Genomic DNA, 16,560 nt, shown 5'->3' with positions numbered 1-16,560 from the left:
AGGCCCGCGTAATGTCAGACCTGACAGTTCACCGGGCCGTTTCGTCGTACCAGGTATGAGGGAGAGGACCGATATGACCGAGCCCGGCCTGGACGTGATCATGAGCGAGCGACGGCAGCTGATCAACCTGGCGTACCGCCTGCTCGGGTCGCTGGCCGACGCCGAGGACGTCGTACAGGAGACCTACGCCCGCTGGTACGCGATGACCGTGGACGAGCGGCACGCGATCGAGAACCCGGCTGCCTGGCTCACCAGGGTCGCGAGCCGGATCTGCCTCGACCAGCTGCGCTCCGCGCGCGCCCGCCGGGAGCGGTACGTCGGCGAGTGGATCCCGGAGCCGCTGCCCGAGGACGTCGACGGCACCGTCGATCCCGCGGACCGGATCACGCTGGACGAGTCGGTGAACATGGCGTTCCTGGTCGTACTGGATGCGATGACACCGGCCGAACGGGTGTCGTTCATCCTGCACGACGTGTTCCGGTACCCGTTCCCGGAGGTCGCCGAGATCGTCGGCCGGACGCCCGCCGCCTGCCGGCAGCTCGCCTCGTCGGCCCGCCGCCGGATCCGCGAGTCGCAGTCCCCCACTCCGCCGTCGGCGCGGAAGGCGGAGCTGGTCCGGGCGTTCAAGGCGGCCTGGGAGGCCACCGACATCCAGGCGATCGTCAACCTGCTCGACCCGGACGCCACCGCGGTCGCGGACGGCGGCGGCCTGGTGAGCGCGTTCCTCGACCCGATCCACGGCAGCACCCAGGTCGCGCGGCGGTTCACCCAGCTCCCGGTGTTCCGGCACGGCCGGACGATCCTGGAGCGCACCGTCAACGGTCAGCCGGGCCTCGTCATCGAGTTCGAGGGCAAGGTCGAGACCGTGCTCGCGTTCGACTTCGCGGGCGACCTCATCACGAACATCTGGACAGTCAGGAACCCGGAGAAGCTGCGCCCCTGGATGCACTGACCAGCGTCGTCACGGTCTCCTGGGCACACGCCTTGTTGACGCCGATCCCACCGCGCGCGCCGCGTTTGATCCAGCCCGCCACGTAGTGGCCGGGCCGGCCGGCGACGGCGCCGCGGACGTTCGGCACGATCCCCCGGCCGGCGTCGAACGGCAGCCCGTCGACCGGCCGGCCCTCGAACCCGATCGCGGTGAACAGGTTGCCCGCGGCAATGACCTCGCCGGTGTCGAGGGTCAGGCCCGCGGACGTCCAGGCGGCCGGCCGGGCGTGGTACCGCAGCTCGGCCCGATCCCCCGCGACCGCGAGCAGCTCCTGCAGGGCCGGCTCCGTGTACGCCGCCTGCTCCGGTCCGCGGCGGCCGAGCAGCACGACCTCCTTGATCCCGCCGGCCGCGAGCGTACGGCGTACCTCCGCGGGCAGGTCCATCGTCCGATCGCTGAGCAGCACCCGGGCGATGTCGATCGCGACGTTCCCGTTGCCGACGACCACCGCCCGCGGTCCGGTCAGCTCGACCGGCAGCGTCGCGCCCGGCCGGCCGTTGTACCAGGCAACGAAGTCTTCCGCCGTGCAGGCGGCGTCCTCGCCGGCGATCCCCAGCCGCCGGCTCTGCCGAGCACCAACCGCGTGCACGACCGCGTCGTACCCATCGGGCAAGTCGTTCGACCAGCCCCGCAGCGTGGCTGCGTCCGTTCCCGGGCGCCAGTGCACGCGCGGATGGCGGACCAACCGCTCGAAGGACTCGATGATCTGCTTCGTCTGCGGATGATCCGGCGCGACCCCGAACCGCACCAGCCCGCCGAGGTGCTCGCTGCGGTCCACGACGGTGATGTCCGCCGTTGTCCGCAGCAACAGCTCGCGGGTGGCGTACATCCCGGCCGGCCCCGCACCGACGACCAGCACCCGCGCCGGGCCGCCGCCCCACACCTGGTAGGAGACCGGCTCCCAGCTGTCCAGATCCGTGGCCTCCAACGGCTCACGATCCGCGAAGTACGCCGCGTTCCGCTCGACGTCGCCGGCCGCCGACTCGTCGGCCGGCTTCGCCGCGTCGACCGGGCAGATGTCCGCGCAGGCCCCGCAGTCGATGCAGGTCCGCGGGTCGATGAACAGGCTCGCTCCGGTCCCGAAGCCCGGCTCACCCGGCGACGGGTGGATGCTGTTCATGGGGCAGACCGCGACGCAGCTCGCATCCGAGCAGCAGTCGCCCGAGATCGCGAAGGTCACAGCAGACCGGTCCGCCGGTACACGCGGGACGCTGCCGGCGTCAGCAGTCCGACCGAGCCGAGGAAGTCCATCAGGTTCGCGCAACTGGTCCGCAGCAGTGACCGGTGGTGCTCGTTCTGCCGCGCCTCGCGGACCGCCCGCTCCGGATCCAGGCCGACGTTCACGTACACCTCGCGCCCGACCATGCTGGACACGATCATGTCCGCGGCGATCGCGATCACCAGCGCGCTCACCCAGCGCCGGCCGCGGCCCGCGCGCGCCAGCCGCTCCCGGGTCTCCTCGCGCGCGAACACCATGTGCCGTGACTCTTCGACCACGTGGATGTGGTTCACGGTCCGCACCAGCGGCTCGACCCGGCTGTCCCGCATCCAGTCCCGCTGCATCACGTCCAGGACCTCCTCGGCGACCAGGATCGCGGCGTACGCCGACTCGCCGGTCGCCACGGTCTTGAACATCCGGCCGAGCTCGCGGGCCAGCAGCCGCGGCCGGTACGCCGGCTCGACCATCCGCTCGGTCGCCCGCGCGAACATGATCGAGTGCCGGCACTCGTCGGCGATCTCGGTCAGCGCCCACTGGAACTCCGGCGTCCGGGCCGGCTTGTCGTAGATGTCGCGCAGGATCAGCTGCTGCAGGATCATCTCGAACCAGATCCCGGTGGTCGCGACCGACGCGGACTCGTGCCGGGTCAGCTCGCGCTGCTGCGCCTCGGTCAGCTCGTCCCAGTACGGCGTGCCGTACAACGTGCTCCATTCCGGCGACATCCCGTACCCGTCGCCGACCGGCGCGTCCCAGTCGATCTCCGTCTCGGGGTCCCGGGACAACCGGCTCGCCGACCCCAGCAACCGCTCAGCGGTCTGGTCCATCGCACACACCTCCGAGGCGATATGACATCGTCTATGTAACATAACTGATGGTCCACGCTTCTGTCGAGATGCGCGCCGATGTAACGCGCGCTACAGTGTCGCCTGTGACGGATCGATGGCTGGTCTTGCTGGTACGGATCCCGGCGGAGCCCTCGCGGCACCGCGTGGCAGTGTGGCGAGAGCTGCGGAAGGCCGGCGCGCTGTCCCTCGGACAGGGCGTCTGGGCCGTCCCGGAGCTCCCGGTCTTCGAGGCGGCACTGCAGCGGACCGCCGAACTGGTCGCCCGCGCCGAGGGCGAGGTGACGACGCTCGAGGCCGCCGGGAAGGACGAGGCGGACGGCGCCCGGCTGCGGGGGCTGTACGACGAGGCCCGGCGGGCGGACTGGACCGAGTTCCTGGCGGACTGCCGGAAGTTCGAGGACGAGATCGCCAAGGAGATCCGGATCGAGAAGTTCACGCTCGCCGAGCTCGAGGAGGAGGAGCAGAGCCTCGAACGGCTCCGCCGCTGGCACCGCGACCTGACCGGCCGCGACGTCTTCGGTACGCCGCAAGCGGCCGAGGCCACCGCCCGGCTCAAGGACTGCGTCGCCCGCTGCGAGGAGTACGGCGAACTGGTGTTCCGTGCGCTGCACCAGCTTCCGGGTGATGCCCGGTGAAGAAGATGTGGCCGCTGTACGCGGCCGGCTTCACCACCGCGTTCGGCGCGCACGCGATCGCGGCGAACCTCGGCGGCCTGTCGTCCGACGCGGTGAGGTCCTTGATGACACTCGGCATCCTGCTCGCGCTGTACGACGGCGCGGAGGTGCTGCTCAAGCCGGTCTTCGGCACGATCTCGGACCGGATCGGCGCGCGCCCCGTGCTGCTGTTCGGCCTGATCGGGTTCGCGGTTGCCTCCGGCACCTATGTGGTCGCGGACCGGCCCGGCTGGCTGTGGGTCGCCCGGCTCGGCCAGGGTGCCGCGGCGTCGGCCTTCTCCCCCGCCGCGTCCGCGCTCGTCGCCCGGCTGAATCCGTCCGCGAAGCACGGGCGGGCCTTCGGCAGCTACGGGTTCTACAAGAGCCTCGGGTACACCGCCGGGCCGTTGCTCGGCGGTGGGATCGTCTGGCTCGGCGGATTCCGCCTGCTGTTCGGGGTGATGACGGTTCTCGCGCTGGCGGTCGCCGCGTGGGCGTTGGCCGCCGTACCGGTCGTGCCTCCGTTGCCGCGGACCCGGCAGACCGTGGTGGATCTCGCCCGGCGGATCACCGACCCGGCGTTCCTCCGGCCGACCGCGGCGCTGGCGGCGGCGACGGCCGCGTTGTCGGTCGGCGTCGGGTTCCTGCCGGTCACCGGCGCGTCGGACGGGCTCGGGACGATCGCCACCGGAGCGGCCGTTTCCTTGCTCGCGGCAACGGCCGCCGTGGTGCAGCCTCGAGCCGGCCGGGCGCTGGACGCCGGCAAGCTGACCACCCGCAAGGGGATCGCGACAGGCCTGGCCCTGGCGGCCGCGGGCTTCGTGTGCGCGGCGTTGCCCGGTGTGGTGTTCCTGCTGATCGCTGCCGCACTCATCGGTGCCGGGACGGGCGTGATCACGCCGCTCGGGTTCGCCGCGCTGGCGGCGAGTACGCCCCCGGAACGGATGGGTCAGACGATGGGCACAGCCGAACTCGGCCGCGAACTCGGCGACGCGGGCGGCCCACTGCTCGTCGCAGCCGTCGCCTCGATCGCCGTCCTGGACACCGGGTACGTCGTACTCGCCGTCCTGCTCGCGCTCGGGCTGCTCACACTCCGCCGGGCACGAAGCTGAACAGACGCTCACCCTTCACCAGAGGTTCAGGTACGCCGGTGAAGCGATGCACGCCGACGCCGAAGCCGGCCTCCTTGTCCGACACCCACACGTCTTCGAAGCCGACGCGCCCGAACCAGTCGCAGATCGACGGCACCAGGTCCGGCTCCTCGCGATGCCGGGTCCAGATCACCGTCGCGCCGGTCCGGCAGAACATCCGGGCGCCCGCGATCGTCCGCTGGATGTCGGTGTTCGTGATGTTCCCGAAGATGCCGGTGAGCAGCAGGAGCTCGGCGGGCACGAACCCGTCGTACTGATCCGTCAGCGACGCGTCACCGGTGACCACCTCGACGTTCTCCGGCGCCTGCTCCCGCGCGGTCGCGGCCAGTTCCGGATCCAGCTCGACGAGCCGCGCCCGTACGTCGGCAGCCCGTGGATGATCCCGCAGTACGCCGAGCAGGTCGCGGCCCTGTCCCGCGCACAGGCTGATCACCGGGATCGGTCCGGCCGGCGCCCGGTCGAGCGCGTCCCGCACCTGTGCCTGCACGGTCAGCAACCGCCGCGCCAGCTCGGATCCGGGGTCGTCGTACCGCTGATGCCACGCACGCCAATCCATGTCAGCACCCTAAGGCCCGCGAGGCACCATTGATCTGTAACCTCACAGTGACCGACAGGCAGGAACTTCCGGGGCGGATGGATAGTTGTTCTTCCGGAGCCCGTGCGCGATCAGAGGAGAGTCATGGCAAGGCGTGTCGAACAGAAGGCTGCGGCCCGGGAGCGGATCGCCGCGCAGCAGGCCGCCCAACGGCGGGCCGAGCAGCGCCGGCGGCTCCTCCTCGCGGTCGGCGCGGTCGTTCTGGTCGTGGTGATCGTGGGCGGGCTGATCACGATCCGGCTGGTCGGCGGCGGCAAGAAGACCGCCCAGGGTGCGAGCGGCGCGCTCGACCCGGCTCTGGTCACCGCGCTCGGCTCGATCCCGGACACCACGTTCTCCACGGTCGGCAGCTCCGGCGTCACGACGGCGCCGTCGGCGATCAACGACCAGCCGGCGCTGACCGCCAACGGCAAGCCGAAGGTGCTCTACATCGGCGCCGAGTACTGCCCGTTCTGCGCCGCCGAGCGCTGGCCGGTCGTGGTCGCGCTGTCCCGCTTCGGCACCTTCAAGGACCTCGGTACGACGCACTCCGCCGCCGCGGACGTGCACCCGAACACGCCGTCGCTGTCGTTCCACGGCTCGACGTACACGAGTCAGTACCTGTCCTTCACCGGCGTCGAGACCACGACCAACGAGGTCCAGGGCAACAGCTACAAGCCGCTCGACACCCCGACGGCCGAGGACCAGGCGACGCTGCAGAAGTACGACAACGTGCCGTACGTCGCCAAGGACAGCGCCGGGTCGATCCCGTTCATCGACATCGGCAACAAGTTCATCGGCTCCGGGGCGACGTACTCCCCCGACGTGCTGGCCGGCAAGACCCAGGCGCAGATCGTCGACGCGCTGAAGGATCCGTCGAGCCCGATCGCCAAGGCGGTCATCGGCTCGGCGAACGTCTACACGGCGGCGATCTGCAAGATCACGAACAACCAGCCGTCGAACGTGTGCACCAGCGCTGCCGTCACCGGCGCCGCCGGCAAGCTCGGCGCTGCGAAGGGCTGACTCATGACTCTGCCTGTGCGCTCCTCGTCCCGGGCCGCGCTGGGCGTGATCCCGTGGGCGACGCTGGCGGTCTCGGTGGCCGGGCTGGCGGTGGCGGCGTACCTCACCTACGAGCACTTCACCGCCGGCACGACGCTCGCCTGCCCGGACACCGGCGTGGTCAACTGCGCGAAGGTCACCAGCAGCCAGTATTCGAAGGTCTTCGGCATCCCGGTCGCGCTGCTCGGCCTGCTGTTCTTCGTCGGCATGACCGCGCTGTCGGTCCCGCCGATGTGGCGGACGTCGTCGCCATGGCCCGGCCGGCTGCGGCTGATCGGCGTACTCACCGGCGTGGTGTTCGTCTGCTACCTGATCTGGGCCGAGCTCTTCCAGATCAACGCGATCTGTCTGTGGTGCACTGTCGTGCACGCACTGACGCTGGTGCTGTTCGGTCTGGTCATCGTTCGCCTGGCTCTCGTCCCGCCCGCTTCATGAAGTGATCCCACTCCGGGTACCGGTAGCGCATGCGATCGCCAGGGGCCGAGGAGTGGGTGCCGCACGGCGGCGGGATGCGGAAGGTGCGCGAGCTGCTCCCGGACTGCCGTGGATGCGAACTGTGGGAGGACGCCGAGCAGGTCGTTCCCGGCGAGGGCCCGGTCCGGGCCCGGATGATGCTGGTCGGCGAGACCCCCGGTGACCACGAGGACAAGGAAGGGCATGTCTTCGTCGGGCCGGCGGGCCATCTGCTCGACAAGGCACTGGTCGAGGCCGGGATCGACCGCTCGGACGTCTATCTGACCAACGCCGTGAAGCACTTCCGCTTCGAGCGACAGGGCAAGCGGCGGATCCACAAGACGCCGAGCGCCGGCCAGATCACGGCCTGCCACCCGTGGCTGGCCCGTGAGCTCGAGATCGTCAAGCCGGAACTGGTGGTCGTGATGGGATCCGTCGCCGCCCGGAGCCTGCTCGGCACCGCGTTCCGGGTCACCAAGGAGCGCGGCAAGCGGGTCGAGCTGCCGGGCGGGCGGCCGGCGGTCGCGACCGTCCACCCGTCCGCCGTCGTCCGGTCCGACGAGTTCCGGCGGGACTTCCGGCGCTTCGTCGACGACCTCCGCGTGGCGGTCGACCTACTGGGCTGACCAGCGCCAGTCGCGGACCTCCGGGAGATCCTCGCCGTACCGCGTGACGTACGCGTGGTGCCGGGTCCGCTGATCGGCGAAGTACTGGCGGGTCGTGGCGGCACGGGTACCGAGCGACGGCACCCGGTCGATGACGTCGATCGCCAGGTGGTACCGGTCGAGGTTGTTGCGGACCACCATGTCGAACGGCGTGGTCGTCGTACCCTCCTCGATGTAGCCGCGGACGTGCAGGTTCGCGTGGCCGCGGCGGCGGTAGGTCAGGCGGTGGATCAGCCACGGGTAGCCGTGGTACGCGAAGATCACCGGCTTGTCGGTGGTGAACAGCGCGTCGTACTCCGCGTCCGGGAGCCCGTGCGGGTGTTCGGTCGCATCCTGCAGGCGCATCAGGTCGACCACGTTCACGACCCGGATCCGCAGCTCCGGAAGATGTTCGCGCAGCAACGAGACCGCGGCCAGCGTCTCCATCGTCGGTACGTCGCCCGCGCAGGCCATCACCACGTCCGGGTCGCCGGCGTCGTTGCTCGCGAAGTCCCAGATCCCGGCTCCGCGCGCACAGTGCAGCGCGGCCGCGTCCCAGTCGAGCCAGTTCGGCTGCGGTTGCTTGCCGGCGACAACCACGTTGATGTAGTTCCGGGTCCGCAGGCAGTGGTCCATCGTGGACAGCAGCGTGTTCGTGTCCGGCGGCAGATACACCCGGACGACCTCGGCCTTCTTGTTCACCACGTGGTCGATGAACCCGGGGTCCTGGTGCGAGAACCCGTTGTGGTCCTGCCGCCACACGTGCGAGGTGAGCAGGTAGTTCAGCGACGGGATCCGGCGCCGCCACTCCAGCCGGTTGATCGTCTTCAGCCACTTGGCGTGCTGGTTCACCATCGAGTCGACGATGTGCACGAACGCCTCGTACGACGAGAACAAGCCGTGCCGCCCGGTGAGCAGGTACCCCTCCAACCAGCCCTGACAGGTGTGCTCGCTCAGGATCTCCATCACGCGCCCGTCGGCGGCGAGGTGGTTGTCCGTGTCCAGCCGCTCCGCGAGCCACCGCTTTCCGGTCTCCTCGTACACCGCGGTCAGCCGGTTCGACTCGGTCTCGTCCGGACCGAACAACCGCAGGTTGTCCGGATTCAGCCGGAACGCGTCGCGCAGGAACGCCCCGAACACCTTCGTCGGCTCCCCGTCCTCGGCACCCGGCTCCTTGACCGGTACGGCGTACTCCTCGACCGCCGGCAGCTCCAGGTCCCGGCTCAGCACGCCGCCGTTCGCGTGCGGGCTCGCGCCCATCCGCCGCTCCGGGACCAGCTCGACCAGGTCCGGCACGGGCCGGCCGGCGTCGTCGAAGAGCTCCTCGGGGCGGTAGCTGCGGAGCCAGTACTCCAGTTGCCGCAGGTGGTCCTCGTTCGTGCGGACGCCGGACAGCGGGACCTGGTGGGCCCGCCAGGTACCTTCGACCAGTTCGCCGTCGACGGTGTGCGGGCCGGTCCAGCCCTTCGGCGTACGGAGCACGATCATCGGCCACGCCGGCCGGACCGTCCCAAGCTTGACCTCCGCCTTGACGTCCGCCTTGACCTCGGCCTTGATCTCGTCGATCCGGTCCACGCACGCGTCGAGGGTCGCGGCCAGCGCCTGGTGCACCTCGGCCGGCTCGGACCCCTCGACCAGGTACGGCTCGTACCCGTACCCGCGCATCAGCGCCGTCAGTTCCTCGTCACCGATCCGCGCGAGCACGGCCGGGTTCGCGATCTTGTAGCCGTTCAGGTGCAGGATCGGCAGCACGGCTCCGTCCTGCGCGGGGTTCAGGAACTTGTTCGAGTGCCACGACGCGGCGAGCGGCCCGGTCTCGGCCTCCCCGTCCCCCACCACGCACGCGACGAGCAGGTCCGGGTTGTCCGCGGCCGCGCCGTACGCGTGACTCAGCGAGTAGCCCAGCTCGCCGCCCTCGTTGATCGACCCCGGTACGTCGGCCGCCACGTGACTCGGTACGCCGCCCGGGAACGAGAACTGCTTGAACAGCCGCGCCATCCCCAGCTCGTCCCGGGTCGTGTTCGGGTACGCGTCCGTCCAGCTCCCCTCCAGCCAGGTGTTCGCGACCAGGGCGGGTCCGCCGTGCCCCGGCCCGGTCACGAACAGGACGTCGCGCTCGCGCCGCCGGATCACTCGGTTGAGGTGTACGTACAGCAGGTTCAGGCCCGGCGTCGTACCCCAGTGGCCCAGCAGCCGCGGTTTGATGTGCTCGGCGCGCAGCGGCTCTCGCAGCAGCGGATTCGCGAGCAGGTAGATCTGCCCGACGGACAGGTAGTTCGCCGCCCGCCAGTACGCGTCGATCCCGCGTAGTTCGTCGTCGCTCAGCGGTGCCCCGTCGAGGCGCTGCACGTCAGCGCCCGACGGCCCGGGCGAGCTGAGCCTTCGTCATCTTCGACCGGCCCTTGATGTTCTTCTCCTTGGCCTCGTTGTACAGCTGGTCCCTCGTACGGCCCTGCGACCCGCTGTGCGAGCGGAGCCCGCCGCGCCGGCTCGACGAGATGTCGTGCGTCGACGTACGGCTCTTCTCCTTGGACTCCCCGGAGCGGGCCCGTTCCTTGTTCACCGTGCGGGCCGCGATCTCCTCCGCGACGTCCTCGCTGCGGCCTCGGTCCTTCAGGCCGGCCTTGATGTGCTGGTACTGGCGTTCGCGCTTGCGGTTCGATCCTGCGGGCATCGGAACAGACCTCCTTCAGAAGAGATCCACCCAGTACCCGGTCCCGGTCTGCAACATTCAGGCCGGGCCAGGTAGCATGGTCTCTCGATCGCGCACACAGGAGCGGTGAATTCTGAAAGCCGTGTTCCTGGGCACTCTCTGGGCGACCCTCTGGACGACACCGGGTGGCGTCTCGTCGGCGGGTCGGTCCCCGCGCGGTCCGGCGTTCCGCCACGGCCCGGTCGTGGCACGACACAGGAGGAAATGTTGGCCCGACGAGGTCAGCGCCAGTCCGGCGCTACCCGTTCCGCACCCCGTCGCCGCCGTCGCGTCCGCGACGGCGAGTCCGACGGTCTGATCCAGGTCCTCGCCCAGGCGGTCCGCGAGGTCGAGAACGCGGTCACCCGCGGGGCGATCAAGCCGTCGACCCGGACGAAGTTCCAGGTCGTCGCGCTGCTGGTCCGCGAGGAGCGCGCCCGGGTGAACGGCGACGCCGCGGCCACCGAGGCGTACCGCACCGAGCAACTCCGGCGGCTCGACGGGATCGCGACGATCCTGGCCAAGACCGCCGCGCTGGAGCCGTCGCTGCTGGTCCTGCTCGCCGAGGACGCGGTGATCTCGGAGGCGGCAGCCGCGCTCAAGCGGCAGATGATCGAGGAAGCCGGCCTGGAGGCGCCCGAGGAGCCGGAGCCTGCCGAGCCGGAGTCCGTCCCGGAGACCCAGACCCGGCGGGTGGTGCCGCAGGCCGTGGTGTCCCGGCAGCTCGCCAACCCGTTCCTCGCCCCGGACTTCTCCGCTCCCCCGTCCCGCCCCGCCGGTCCGAGCCGGCTGGGCGGCTGGGAGCTGATCGGCCCGTTGCTGCGCTCGTTCGAGCACGCGGCCGCCTCAGCGACCATGACGCTGCCGGACCCGACCTCGCTCCGGCTGGCCGGCGGGATCGACGCGCTCCGGCTCCGCGGCCTCGAGCTGATGCCGCACCAGGCCCGGCTGATCGCCGCCGCCGCGGAGGGGCACCGCACCTTCCTGCTCGCCGACGAGCCCGGCCTCGGCAAGACCGCCCAGGCACTGCTCGCCGCGCAGGCCGCGGACGCCTACCCGCTGCTGGCCGTCGTACCGAACGTGGTCAAGACCAACTGGGCCCGCGAGGCCGGCCTCTGGACCCCGCGCAAGACCCCGACCGTGATCCACGGCGACGGCGACTCGATCGACGGCTTCGCGGACATCGTGGTGGTGAACTACGAGGTCCTCGACCGGCACGTCGGCTGGCTCGGCGACCTCGGGTTCCGCGGCATGGTCGTGGACGAGGCGCACTTCATCAAGAACAAGAAGTCGCAGCGTTCCCGCAACGTCCTGGAGCTGTCCGAGCGGATCCGGGCCCGGACGGCCCGCCCGCTGCTGATGGCCCTGACCGGTACGCCGCTGATCAACTCGATCGAGGACTTCACCGCGATCTGGGAGTTCCTCGGCTGGGTCGACGAGAAGGCGCCGCGCGCCGAGCTGATGGAGAAGCTCGACGCCACCGACCTGACCCCGGCCGACCCCGGGTTCGCCGCGGCCGCCCGGGCCAGCGTGATCGACATGGGCATCGTCCGGCGCCGCAAGGTGGACGTCGCCGCGGACATCCCGGCCCGCCGGATCGCGGACCTGCCGGTCGAGCTGGACGGCGCCGTGGGGCGCTCGATCCGGGCCGCCGAGCGGGAGCTGGCCGACCGGCTGGTCGAGCGCTACCGGACCGCGCTGGAGACGCGCCGGGCCGGTGCCGTCGTGGACGGCATCGACTACGACCTGGTCCGCCAGGTGGCCGGCTGGGAGCGGACCGAGATGGCCGCCAAGAAGACCGGCGACAACGTGTTCAGCCTGTTCCGGCGGATCGGTCAGGCGAAGGCCGGCCTGGCCGCGGACTACGCCGCGCAGCTGGCGCAGAACGTCGGCAAGGTGGTCTTCTTCGCCCGGCACATCGAGGTGATGGACACCGCCGAGGAGCTGTTCGCCGAGCGCGGCATCAAGTACTCCTCGATCCGCGGCGACCAGACGTCCCGGACCCGGCAGAAGAACATCGATGCCTTCGTCAACGATCCCGAGGTGTCGATCGCGGTCTGCTCGCTGCTCACCGCGGGCGTCGGGCTGAACCTGCAGGTCTCCTCGAACGTCGTCCTCGCCGAGCTCTCCTGGACGAACGCCGAGCAGACCCAGGCGATCGACCGGGTGCACCGGATCGGCCAGGACGAGCCGGTCACCGCGTGGCGGATCATCGCCGCGCAGACCATCGACACCCGGGTCGCCGACCTGATCGACGCCAAGGCCGGCCTGGCCGCGATGGCGCTCGACGGCTCCGACGAAGAGGTCGGCTCCTCGGCCGACTTCCAGCTCGAGGCCCTGACCGCACTCCTGACCCGCGCCCTAGAGGCCGCCGCCTGACAACTCGCCCACCGGCAACTCGACGTCCGAACTGTTGGTGGCCGGAGCGAGTGGGCAGGTCCAGTCGGGATTGTAGGCGCAGGACGGGTTGTAGGCGAAGTTCAGGTCGACGACGAAGCGGCCGGTGGTCAGGTCGCTGCCGAGGTCGGCGCCTTTGACGGTGTCGATCAGGTAGCGGCCACCGCCGTACGTCGAGCTGCTCGGGTCCTTGACCGGGACGAAGAGGCCGCCGCCGTACGACTCCAGCCACCAGACGTCGAGGTCCCCGACCGGGAGGTGCAGGACGCCGACGCGGGAGAACGGGATCACACCGTCGGTGGCCGACCGGAACTCCCAGTTGTCGGGCTTCACGTCGGTGTCGAGGGTGGTCTCGAAGCGGTACTGCGGGTCGTACGGAGCGACGGGTGCGCCGCGGTACGTCGCGCGGTGTTCGTCCGGGACCGGGGAGGCCGGGTGGTGCATCAGGAGCTGGTCGCGGCCGGCGACCCAGAGGGCATGGGCTGCGGCGGGGTCCGGCTCGGAGCGGACCGCGTCGTACAGGGCGAAGACCTGGCGGCGCCAGTCGGCGACGGCGAGGGCCGGGGCTGGGAAGTGCACGAGTTCTCCTCGTCAGCTCTTGATCGTCAGCTTGTGAGTGCGTCGGCGGACTTGGTCCAGTACTTGTGGATCTTGTCGAGGTACGACTGCGCCTGCGCGCCCGCTTTCCGGCCGCGGGCGAAAATGCGCATGTTGCCGCCGCCGGCGTTGTAGCCGAGGGCAAGCAACTCGTCCTTGGTGTACAGGTCGGCGCGCTTCGCCGGCAGCCGTTTCGCCAGGTCGTGCAGATGCCAGGCCGCGGCCTGGATCGCCAGCGCCGGGTTGTCCGGCAGCTCCTCCCACTTGCGCTTCGCGAAGTCCCGGCCGCGTTTGGTCTCGTCGAAGGCCGGCTTGTGCATGTTCGCGATCCCGAACGCCGGGTTCGAGTCGACCTCCGCCCATTGCCGCTCGAACTTCGGATCGTGCGGTTTGTACGACTCTGCGTACAGGATGGCCATCAGCAGTTGCGGGTTCACCCCCGCCTGCTTGGCGTACCGCCGGACGTCGGACGCGAAGTGCGCCGGGTCGTAGTCGTCGTACCAGGCTTTCGGGGCCGTGGCGGTCGGCTTCGCGGGCTTCGCAGTGGCGCTCGCCTGCACCGTCGGAGCCGGCTTGCTCGCGGTCGTCCGGTCCGAGCACGCCGCCCAGACGCCGACGAGAAGCACACCGATCGCCGCCCAACCCCACCGTTTCGACACGTGCACTCCTCCAACCTAGCCGTACGACGAACCCCGGCTTGTCCAGAGAACGCAGTTCTGTCCGCGACACGAGCAGATCCGGGCGGATTCGAGCGCATTCGGGCATCCAGACCGCATGATTGAGCCAGGCGGCCGGGTGGTCCGGAGGGGGCGCCCAGTTGGCCGAGGAAAGACATGACCTTGATCGAACCGACGAGCGACACCACGGCGTCGGCGTTCGCGAGCCTTGCCGTCGAGCTCCATGACGCGCCCGGTGTCGACGAGACCGTCGACGCCGTCGTCCAGTTCGCACTGCAGGCCCTGAACTGCTCGTATGCCGGGGTCGCGCTGTTCACGCGCGGCGCGGGGGCCGAAATCGCGGCCGTGACCGATCCGGTGGTCGCGGACGTCTACGAACTGCAACTCAGCACCAAGAGTGGGCCCCTGGTGACGGCGCTCGACGAGCGTGCACCGGTCCTGATCCGGGACACCGGCGTGGACGACCGCTGGCCCGAGTGGGCGGAGAAGGTGGCCGCGCTCGGGGTCCGCAGCGTGCTCGACGTACCGCTGACGACCGGTCGGCAGACGAGTCGCACGGTCGGCGTGCTCGGGCTGTACAGCCCCAAGCCGGACGCGTTCGGGCCCGATGACGAGGCGGTGGCGCACATCCTCGCCCGGCACGCGTCGGTCGCGCTGGCGTCCGCCCGGCAGGAGGCGGCGCTCGCGCAGGCGGTCGACGCCCGGAAGCTCGTCGGCCAGGCGATGGGGATCCTGATGGAGCGGTACGACATCGACGCCGACCGCGCGTTCGCCGTACTGCGGCGCTACTCGCAGGACACCAACACGAAGCTCCGGGACGTCGCCCAGCGCCTCATCGACACCCGGCAGCTGCCCTAACGCGCCAGCGTCGTGCTCGGGAGCTCGCCGTACAGCTCCCGGTACGCCGCGGCCATCCGGCCGTGGTGGTGGAAGCCCCAGCGGGTGGCGATCGCGACCACCGTCTGCTCGGACGGACCCGCGGCCAGCAGCTCCGCGCGTACTTCGGCCAGCCGGAGCCGGCGGAGGTGATCCAGCGGCGTGCAGTCGAGGTGCCGCCGGAACGCCGCCTGCAACGCGCGCACGGTGACACCCGCCGCCGTCGCGATGTCGGCGACTCCGATCGGCTGGTCCAGGTTCGACTCCAGGTACACAAGCGCTCGCTTCAGCGACGCGGGCCGCACGTCCGGCCCGTCGTCCTCCGCGGTCGTCGCGGTGTTCGGGAAGGCCGCGAGGACGCTCGACGCGAGCAGCTGCGCGAGCGAGGCGCGGATCAGCGGGGACCCCTGGACGACCGGGTCCGGGAACGCCTGGTCGCCCAGGTAGGCGATCGTCCGGGACAACTGCCGCGCCGCCTGCCGGTCGTGCGGCCGGTGGGCCAGCAGCCGCACCGGGAGGTTGCCCGACCGGCTGACGCCCGCAACCTGGGTCAGCAGCGCCGGGTCGAACATCGTGATCGTGTACGACGACCTGCAGATCCGGCCGGCGTACGGCCGGTCCGGCGGCGCGAACGACACCAGGTCGCCCGGCCGGAACCCGTCCTGCCAGCCGTCGCTGCCGTGGTCCCGAATGCTGCCCGAGTGCACCTCGCACAGGCAGATCTTGCCGAGCGGATCCGCGTCGTAACTCATCTCGAACCCGATCTGGATCCGGTCCACGCTCACCGAGTCGGCGACCTGCCGGGAGATCCGGGTCCGGACGGCCGAGTCGCCGCCGCCGATCTGCATCTTCGTGTACGCCTGGTTGAGGAACTCCTCCGTCTTCCCGAGATCCGTGCTCTCGAACACCAGCGGCTCCATGGGCCCATCTTGCATGGCGCCAGGCACGAATGAGAACGGAAAGCGCTTGCTAGAATCAGGTGATGATCTACGAGCTGAATCACGTCGGTGGGCGGGTGCGGGATCTCCAGGCGAGCCTGGGGTTCTACGGCGAGCTCGGCGCGGAGGTCGTCGACCGGTTGTTCATGAGCGGGTCCCGGGTCAACCGGGTGCACATCCAGCTCGCGACCGGGCTTGTCGAGCTGTTGCACCACGAGGAGTGGGACCCGGGCGCGACGTACGGCTTGAACCATGTCGGCTTCATGACCGACGACCTCGACGGGGACTACGCGCGGTTGATCTCGCTCGGGTACGGCGAACTCTCGTCGCCGCGGGTGGCCGGGAGCGGGCAGGGGCGGTTGGCATTCCTGTCGGACCCGAACGGCGTACGTGTCGAGCTGCTCCAGCGGTCGGAGGAGTTCCGGGTCGCACCGATCACGTCGGGGCCGGTGCGGGCGCTGTCGTACGTCGGCATCGCGGCGCCGGACGCCGATGCCGCGGCCGAGTTCTACGGGACGCACCTCGGGATGGAGCAGGTCGCGGACGACACGTACCGGCTGGGCCCGGACGCCGTCAGACTCTTGCCGTCAGCCACCACCACGATCGATCACCTCGGTCTCAGCGCCGACGCGCCGCAGCCCACCCGCGAGGACCCGGACGGCAACCGCGTGCACTTCGTCTGAACGCACGGTCGGTGGCTTCCCAAAGCTGACCCGCAGCGGCCTACTCGAGGTCACTTTGTGCATGAGGTCCGTGCCGGTCCGGCGCGGCGGCGCGGATCCGGTGCACAA

At 70.5% G+C, this 16,560-nt stretch carries 17 protein-coding genes; 9 read left to right on the top strand and 8 right to left on the bottom strand.

The window, feature by feature from the left end; all coding sequences use genetic code 11:
- Positions 1-73 precede the first annotated feature (73 nt).
- Positions 74-952 (top strand): RNA polymerase sigma factor SigJ, encoded by an 879-nt coding sequence (gene sigJ, locus AB0M51_RS22630; protein WP_344195751.1) that lies wholly within the window; start codon positions 74-76, stop codon positions 950-952.
- Here the strand turns inward: sigJ and AB0M51_RS22625 are convergent.
- The gene (locus AB0M51_RS22625; protein WP_344195753.1) at positions 915-2,171 is read right to left on the bottom strand and encodes an FAD-dependent oxidoreductase; all 1,257 of its coding nucleotides are present in this window, start codon (positions 2,169-2,171) and stop codon (positions 915-917) included. The genes sigJ and AB0M51_RS22625 overlap by 38 nt on opposite strands.
- Complete coding sequence (locus AB0M51_RS22620; protein WP_344195755.1) at positions 2,168-3,034, bottom strand: diiron oxygenase; 867 nt, start codon at positions 3,032-3,034, stop codon at positions 2,168-2,170. The genes AB0M51_RS22625 and AB0M51_RS22620 overlap by 4 nt, the downstream gene beginning before the upstream one ends.
- 104 nt (positions 3,035-3,138) lie before the next feature.
- Here AB0M51_RS22620 and AB0M51_RS22615 point away from each other — a divergent pair, with 104 nt between their 5' ends.
- A complete protein-coding gene (locus AB0M51_RS22615; protein ID WP_344195757.1) occupies positions 3,139-3,690 on the top strand; it encodes a Chromate resistance protein ChrB in 552 nt (183 codons plus the stop codon).
- A 5-nt stretch (positions 3,691-3,695) separates the two neighbouring features.
- The gene (locus tag AB0M51_RS22610) at positions 3,696-4,820 is read left to right on the top strand and encodes an MFS transporter (RefSeq protein WP_344197123.1); all 1,125 of its coding nucleotides are present in this window, start codon (positions 3,696-3,698) and stop codon (positions 4,818-4,820) included.
- Here the strand turns inward: AB0M51_RS22610 and AB0M51_RS22605 are convergent.
- A complete protein-coding gene (locus AB0M51_RS22605; protein WP_344195760.1) occupies positions 4,795-5,415 on the bottom strand; it encodes an SAM-dependent methyltransferase in 621 nt (206 codons plus the stop codon). The two genes, AB0M51_RS22610 and AB0M51_RS22605, sit on opposite strands and share 26 nt — an antisense overlap.
- A 123-nt stretch (positions 5,416-5,538) precedes the next feature.
- On the opposite strand from AB0M51_RS22605, the gene AB0M51_RS22600 reads away from it, so the two are divergent.
- Genes AB0M51_RS22600 through AB0M51_RS22590 form a run of 3 tightly spaced genes read left to right on the top strand, consistent with a single transcriptional unit; the run spans position 5,539 to position 7,574 of the window.
- Positions 5,539-6,456, top strand: coding sequence for a DUF929 family protein (locus AB0M51_RS22600; RefSeq protein WP_344195762.1), 918 nt, complete (start codon positions 5,539-5,541; stop codon positions 6,454-6,456).
- A 3-nt stretch (positions 6,457-6,459) separates the two neighbouring features.
- Positions 6,460-6,930, top strand: a complete 471-nt coding sequence (locus AB0M51_RS22595) for a vitamin K epoxide reductase family protein (protein ID WP_344195764.1) — start codon at positions 6,460-6,462, stop codon at positions 6,928-6,930.
- A 29-nt stretch (positions 6,931-6,959) separates the two neighbouring features.
- The gene (locus AB0M51_RS22590; protein WP_344195766.1) at positions 6,960-7,574 is read left to right on the top strand and encodes a UdgX family uracil-DNA binding protein; all 615 of its coding nucleotides are present in this window, start codon (positions 6,960-6,962) and stop codon (positions 7,572-7,574) included.
- Here the strand turns inward: AB0M51_RS22590 and AB0M51_RS22585 are convergent.
- Together AB0M51_RS22585 and AB0M51_RS22580 are read right to left on the bottom strand one after the other, a co-directional pair.
- Positions 7,563-9,941, bottom strand: coding sequence for a phosphoketolase family protein (locus tag AB0M51_RS22585; protein ID WP_344195768.1), 2,379 nt, complete (start codon positions 9,939-9,941; stop codon positions 7,563-7,565). The two genes, AB0M51_RS22590 and AB0M51_RS22585, sit on opposite strands and share 12 nt — an antisense overlap.
- A 1-nt stretch (position 9,942) precedes the next feature.
- A complete protein-coding gene (locus AB0M51_RS22580; protein ID WP_344195770.1) occupies positions 9,943-10,266 on the bottom strand; it encodes a plasmid stabilization protein in 324 nt (107 codons plus the stop codon).
- Positions 10,267-10,509: 243 nt separating this feature from the next.
- Between AB0M51_RS22580 and AB0M51_RS22575 the strand changes: the two genes are divergently transcribed.
- Positions 10,510-12,663 (top strand): DEAD/DEAH box helicase, encoded by a 2,154-nt coding sequence (locus AB0M51_RS22575; RefSeq protein WP_344195772.1) that lies wholly within the window; start codon positions 10,510-10,512, stop codon positions 12,661-12,663.
- Here the strand turns inward: AB0M51_RS22575 and AB0M51_RS22570 are convergent.
- Positions 12,646-13,260 (bottom strand): DUF1684 domain-containing protein, encoded by a 615-nt coding sequence (locus AB0M51_RS22570; protein WP_344195774.1) that lies wholly within the window; start codon positions 13,258-13,260, stop codon positions 12,646-12,648. The genes AB0M51_RS22575 and AB0M51_RS22570 overlap by 18 nt on opposite strands.
- 26 nt (positions 13,261-13,286) lie before the next feature.
- On the bottom strand, positions 13,287-13,937 hold the full coding sequence (locus tag AB0M51_RS22565; RefSeq protein ID WP_344195775.1) for a transglycosylase SLT domain-containing protein: 651 nt from the start codon (positions 13,935-13,937) through the stop codon (positions 13,287-13,289).
- A 174-nt stretch (positions 13,938-14,111) separates the two neighbouring features.
- On the opposite strand from AB0M51_RS22565, the gene AB0M51_RS22560 reads away from it, so the two are divergent.
- Positions 14,112-14,813 carry a GAF and ANTAR domain-containing protein gene (locus AB0M51_RS22560; RefSeq protein ID WP_344195777.1) on the top strand — a complete coding sequence of 234 codons (702 nt, stop codon included), beginning with the start codon at positions 14,112-14,114 and terminating at the stop codon, positions 14,811-14,813.
- Here the strand turns inward: AB0M51_RS22560 and AB0M51_RS22555 are convergent.
- Complete coding sequence (locus AB0M51_RS22555) at positions 14,810-15,751, bottom strand: helix-turn-helix domain-containing protein (RefSeq protein ID WP_344195779.1); 942 nt, start codon at positions 15,749-15,751, stop codon at positions 14,810-14,812. The genes AB0M51_RS22560 and AB0M51_RS22555 overlap by 4 nt on opposite strands.
- Positions 15,752-15,813: 62 nt before the next feature.
- On the opposite strand from AB0M51_RS22555, the gene AB0M51_RS22550 reads away from it, so the two are divergent.
- Complete coding sequence (locus tag AB0M51_RS22550) at positions 15,814-16,452, top strand: VOC family protein (RefSeq protein ID WP_344195782.1); 639 nt, start codon at positions 15,814-15,816, stop codon at positions 16,450-16,452.
- Positions 16,453-16,560 lie beyond the last annotated feature (108 nt).

Origin of the sequence: Kribbella sp. NPDC051137, from assembly GCF_040682535.1 — a bacterium.
GTDB lineage: Bacteria > Actinomycetota > Actinomycetes > Propionibacteriales > Kribbellaceae > Kribbella > Kribbella karoonensis.
Note: the sequence above shows the minus strand (reverse complement) of the source record. Positions and strands in the feature narration are given on the sequence as shown.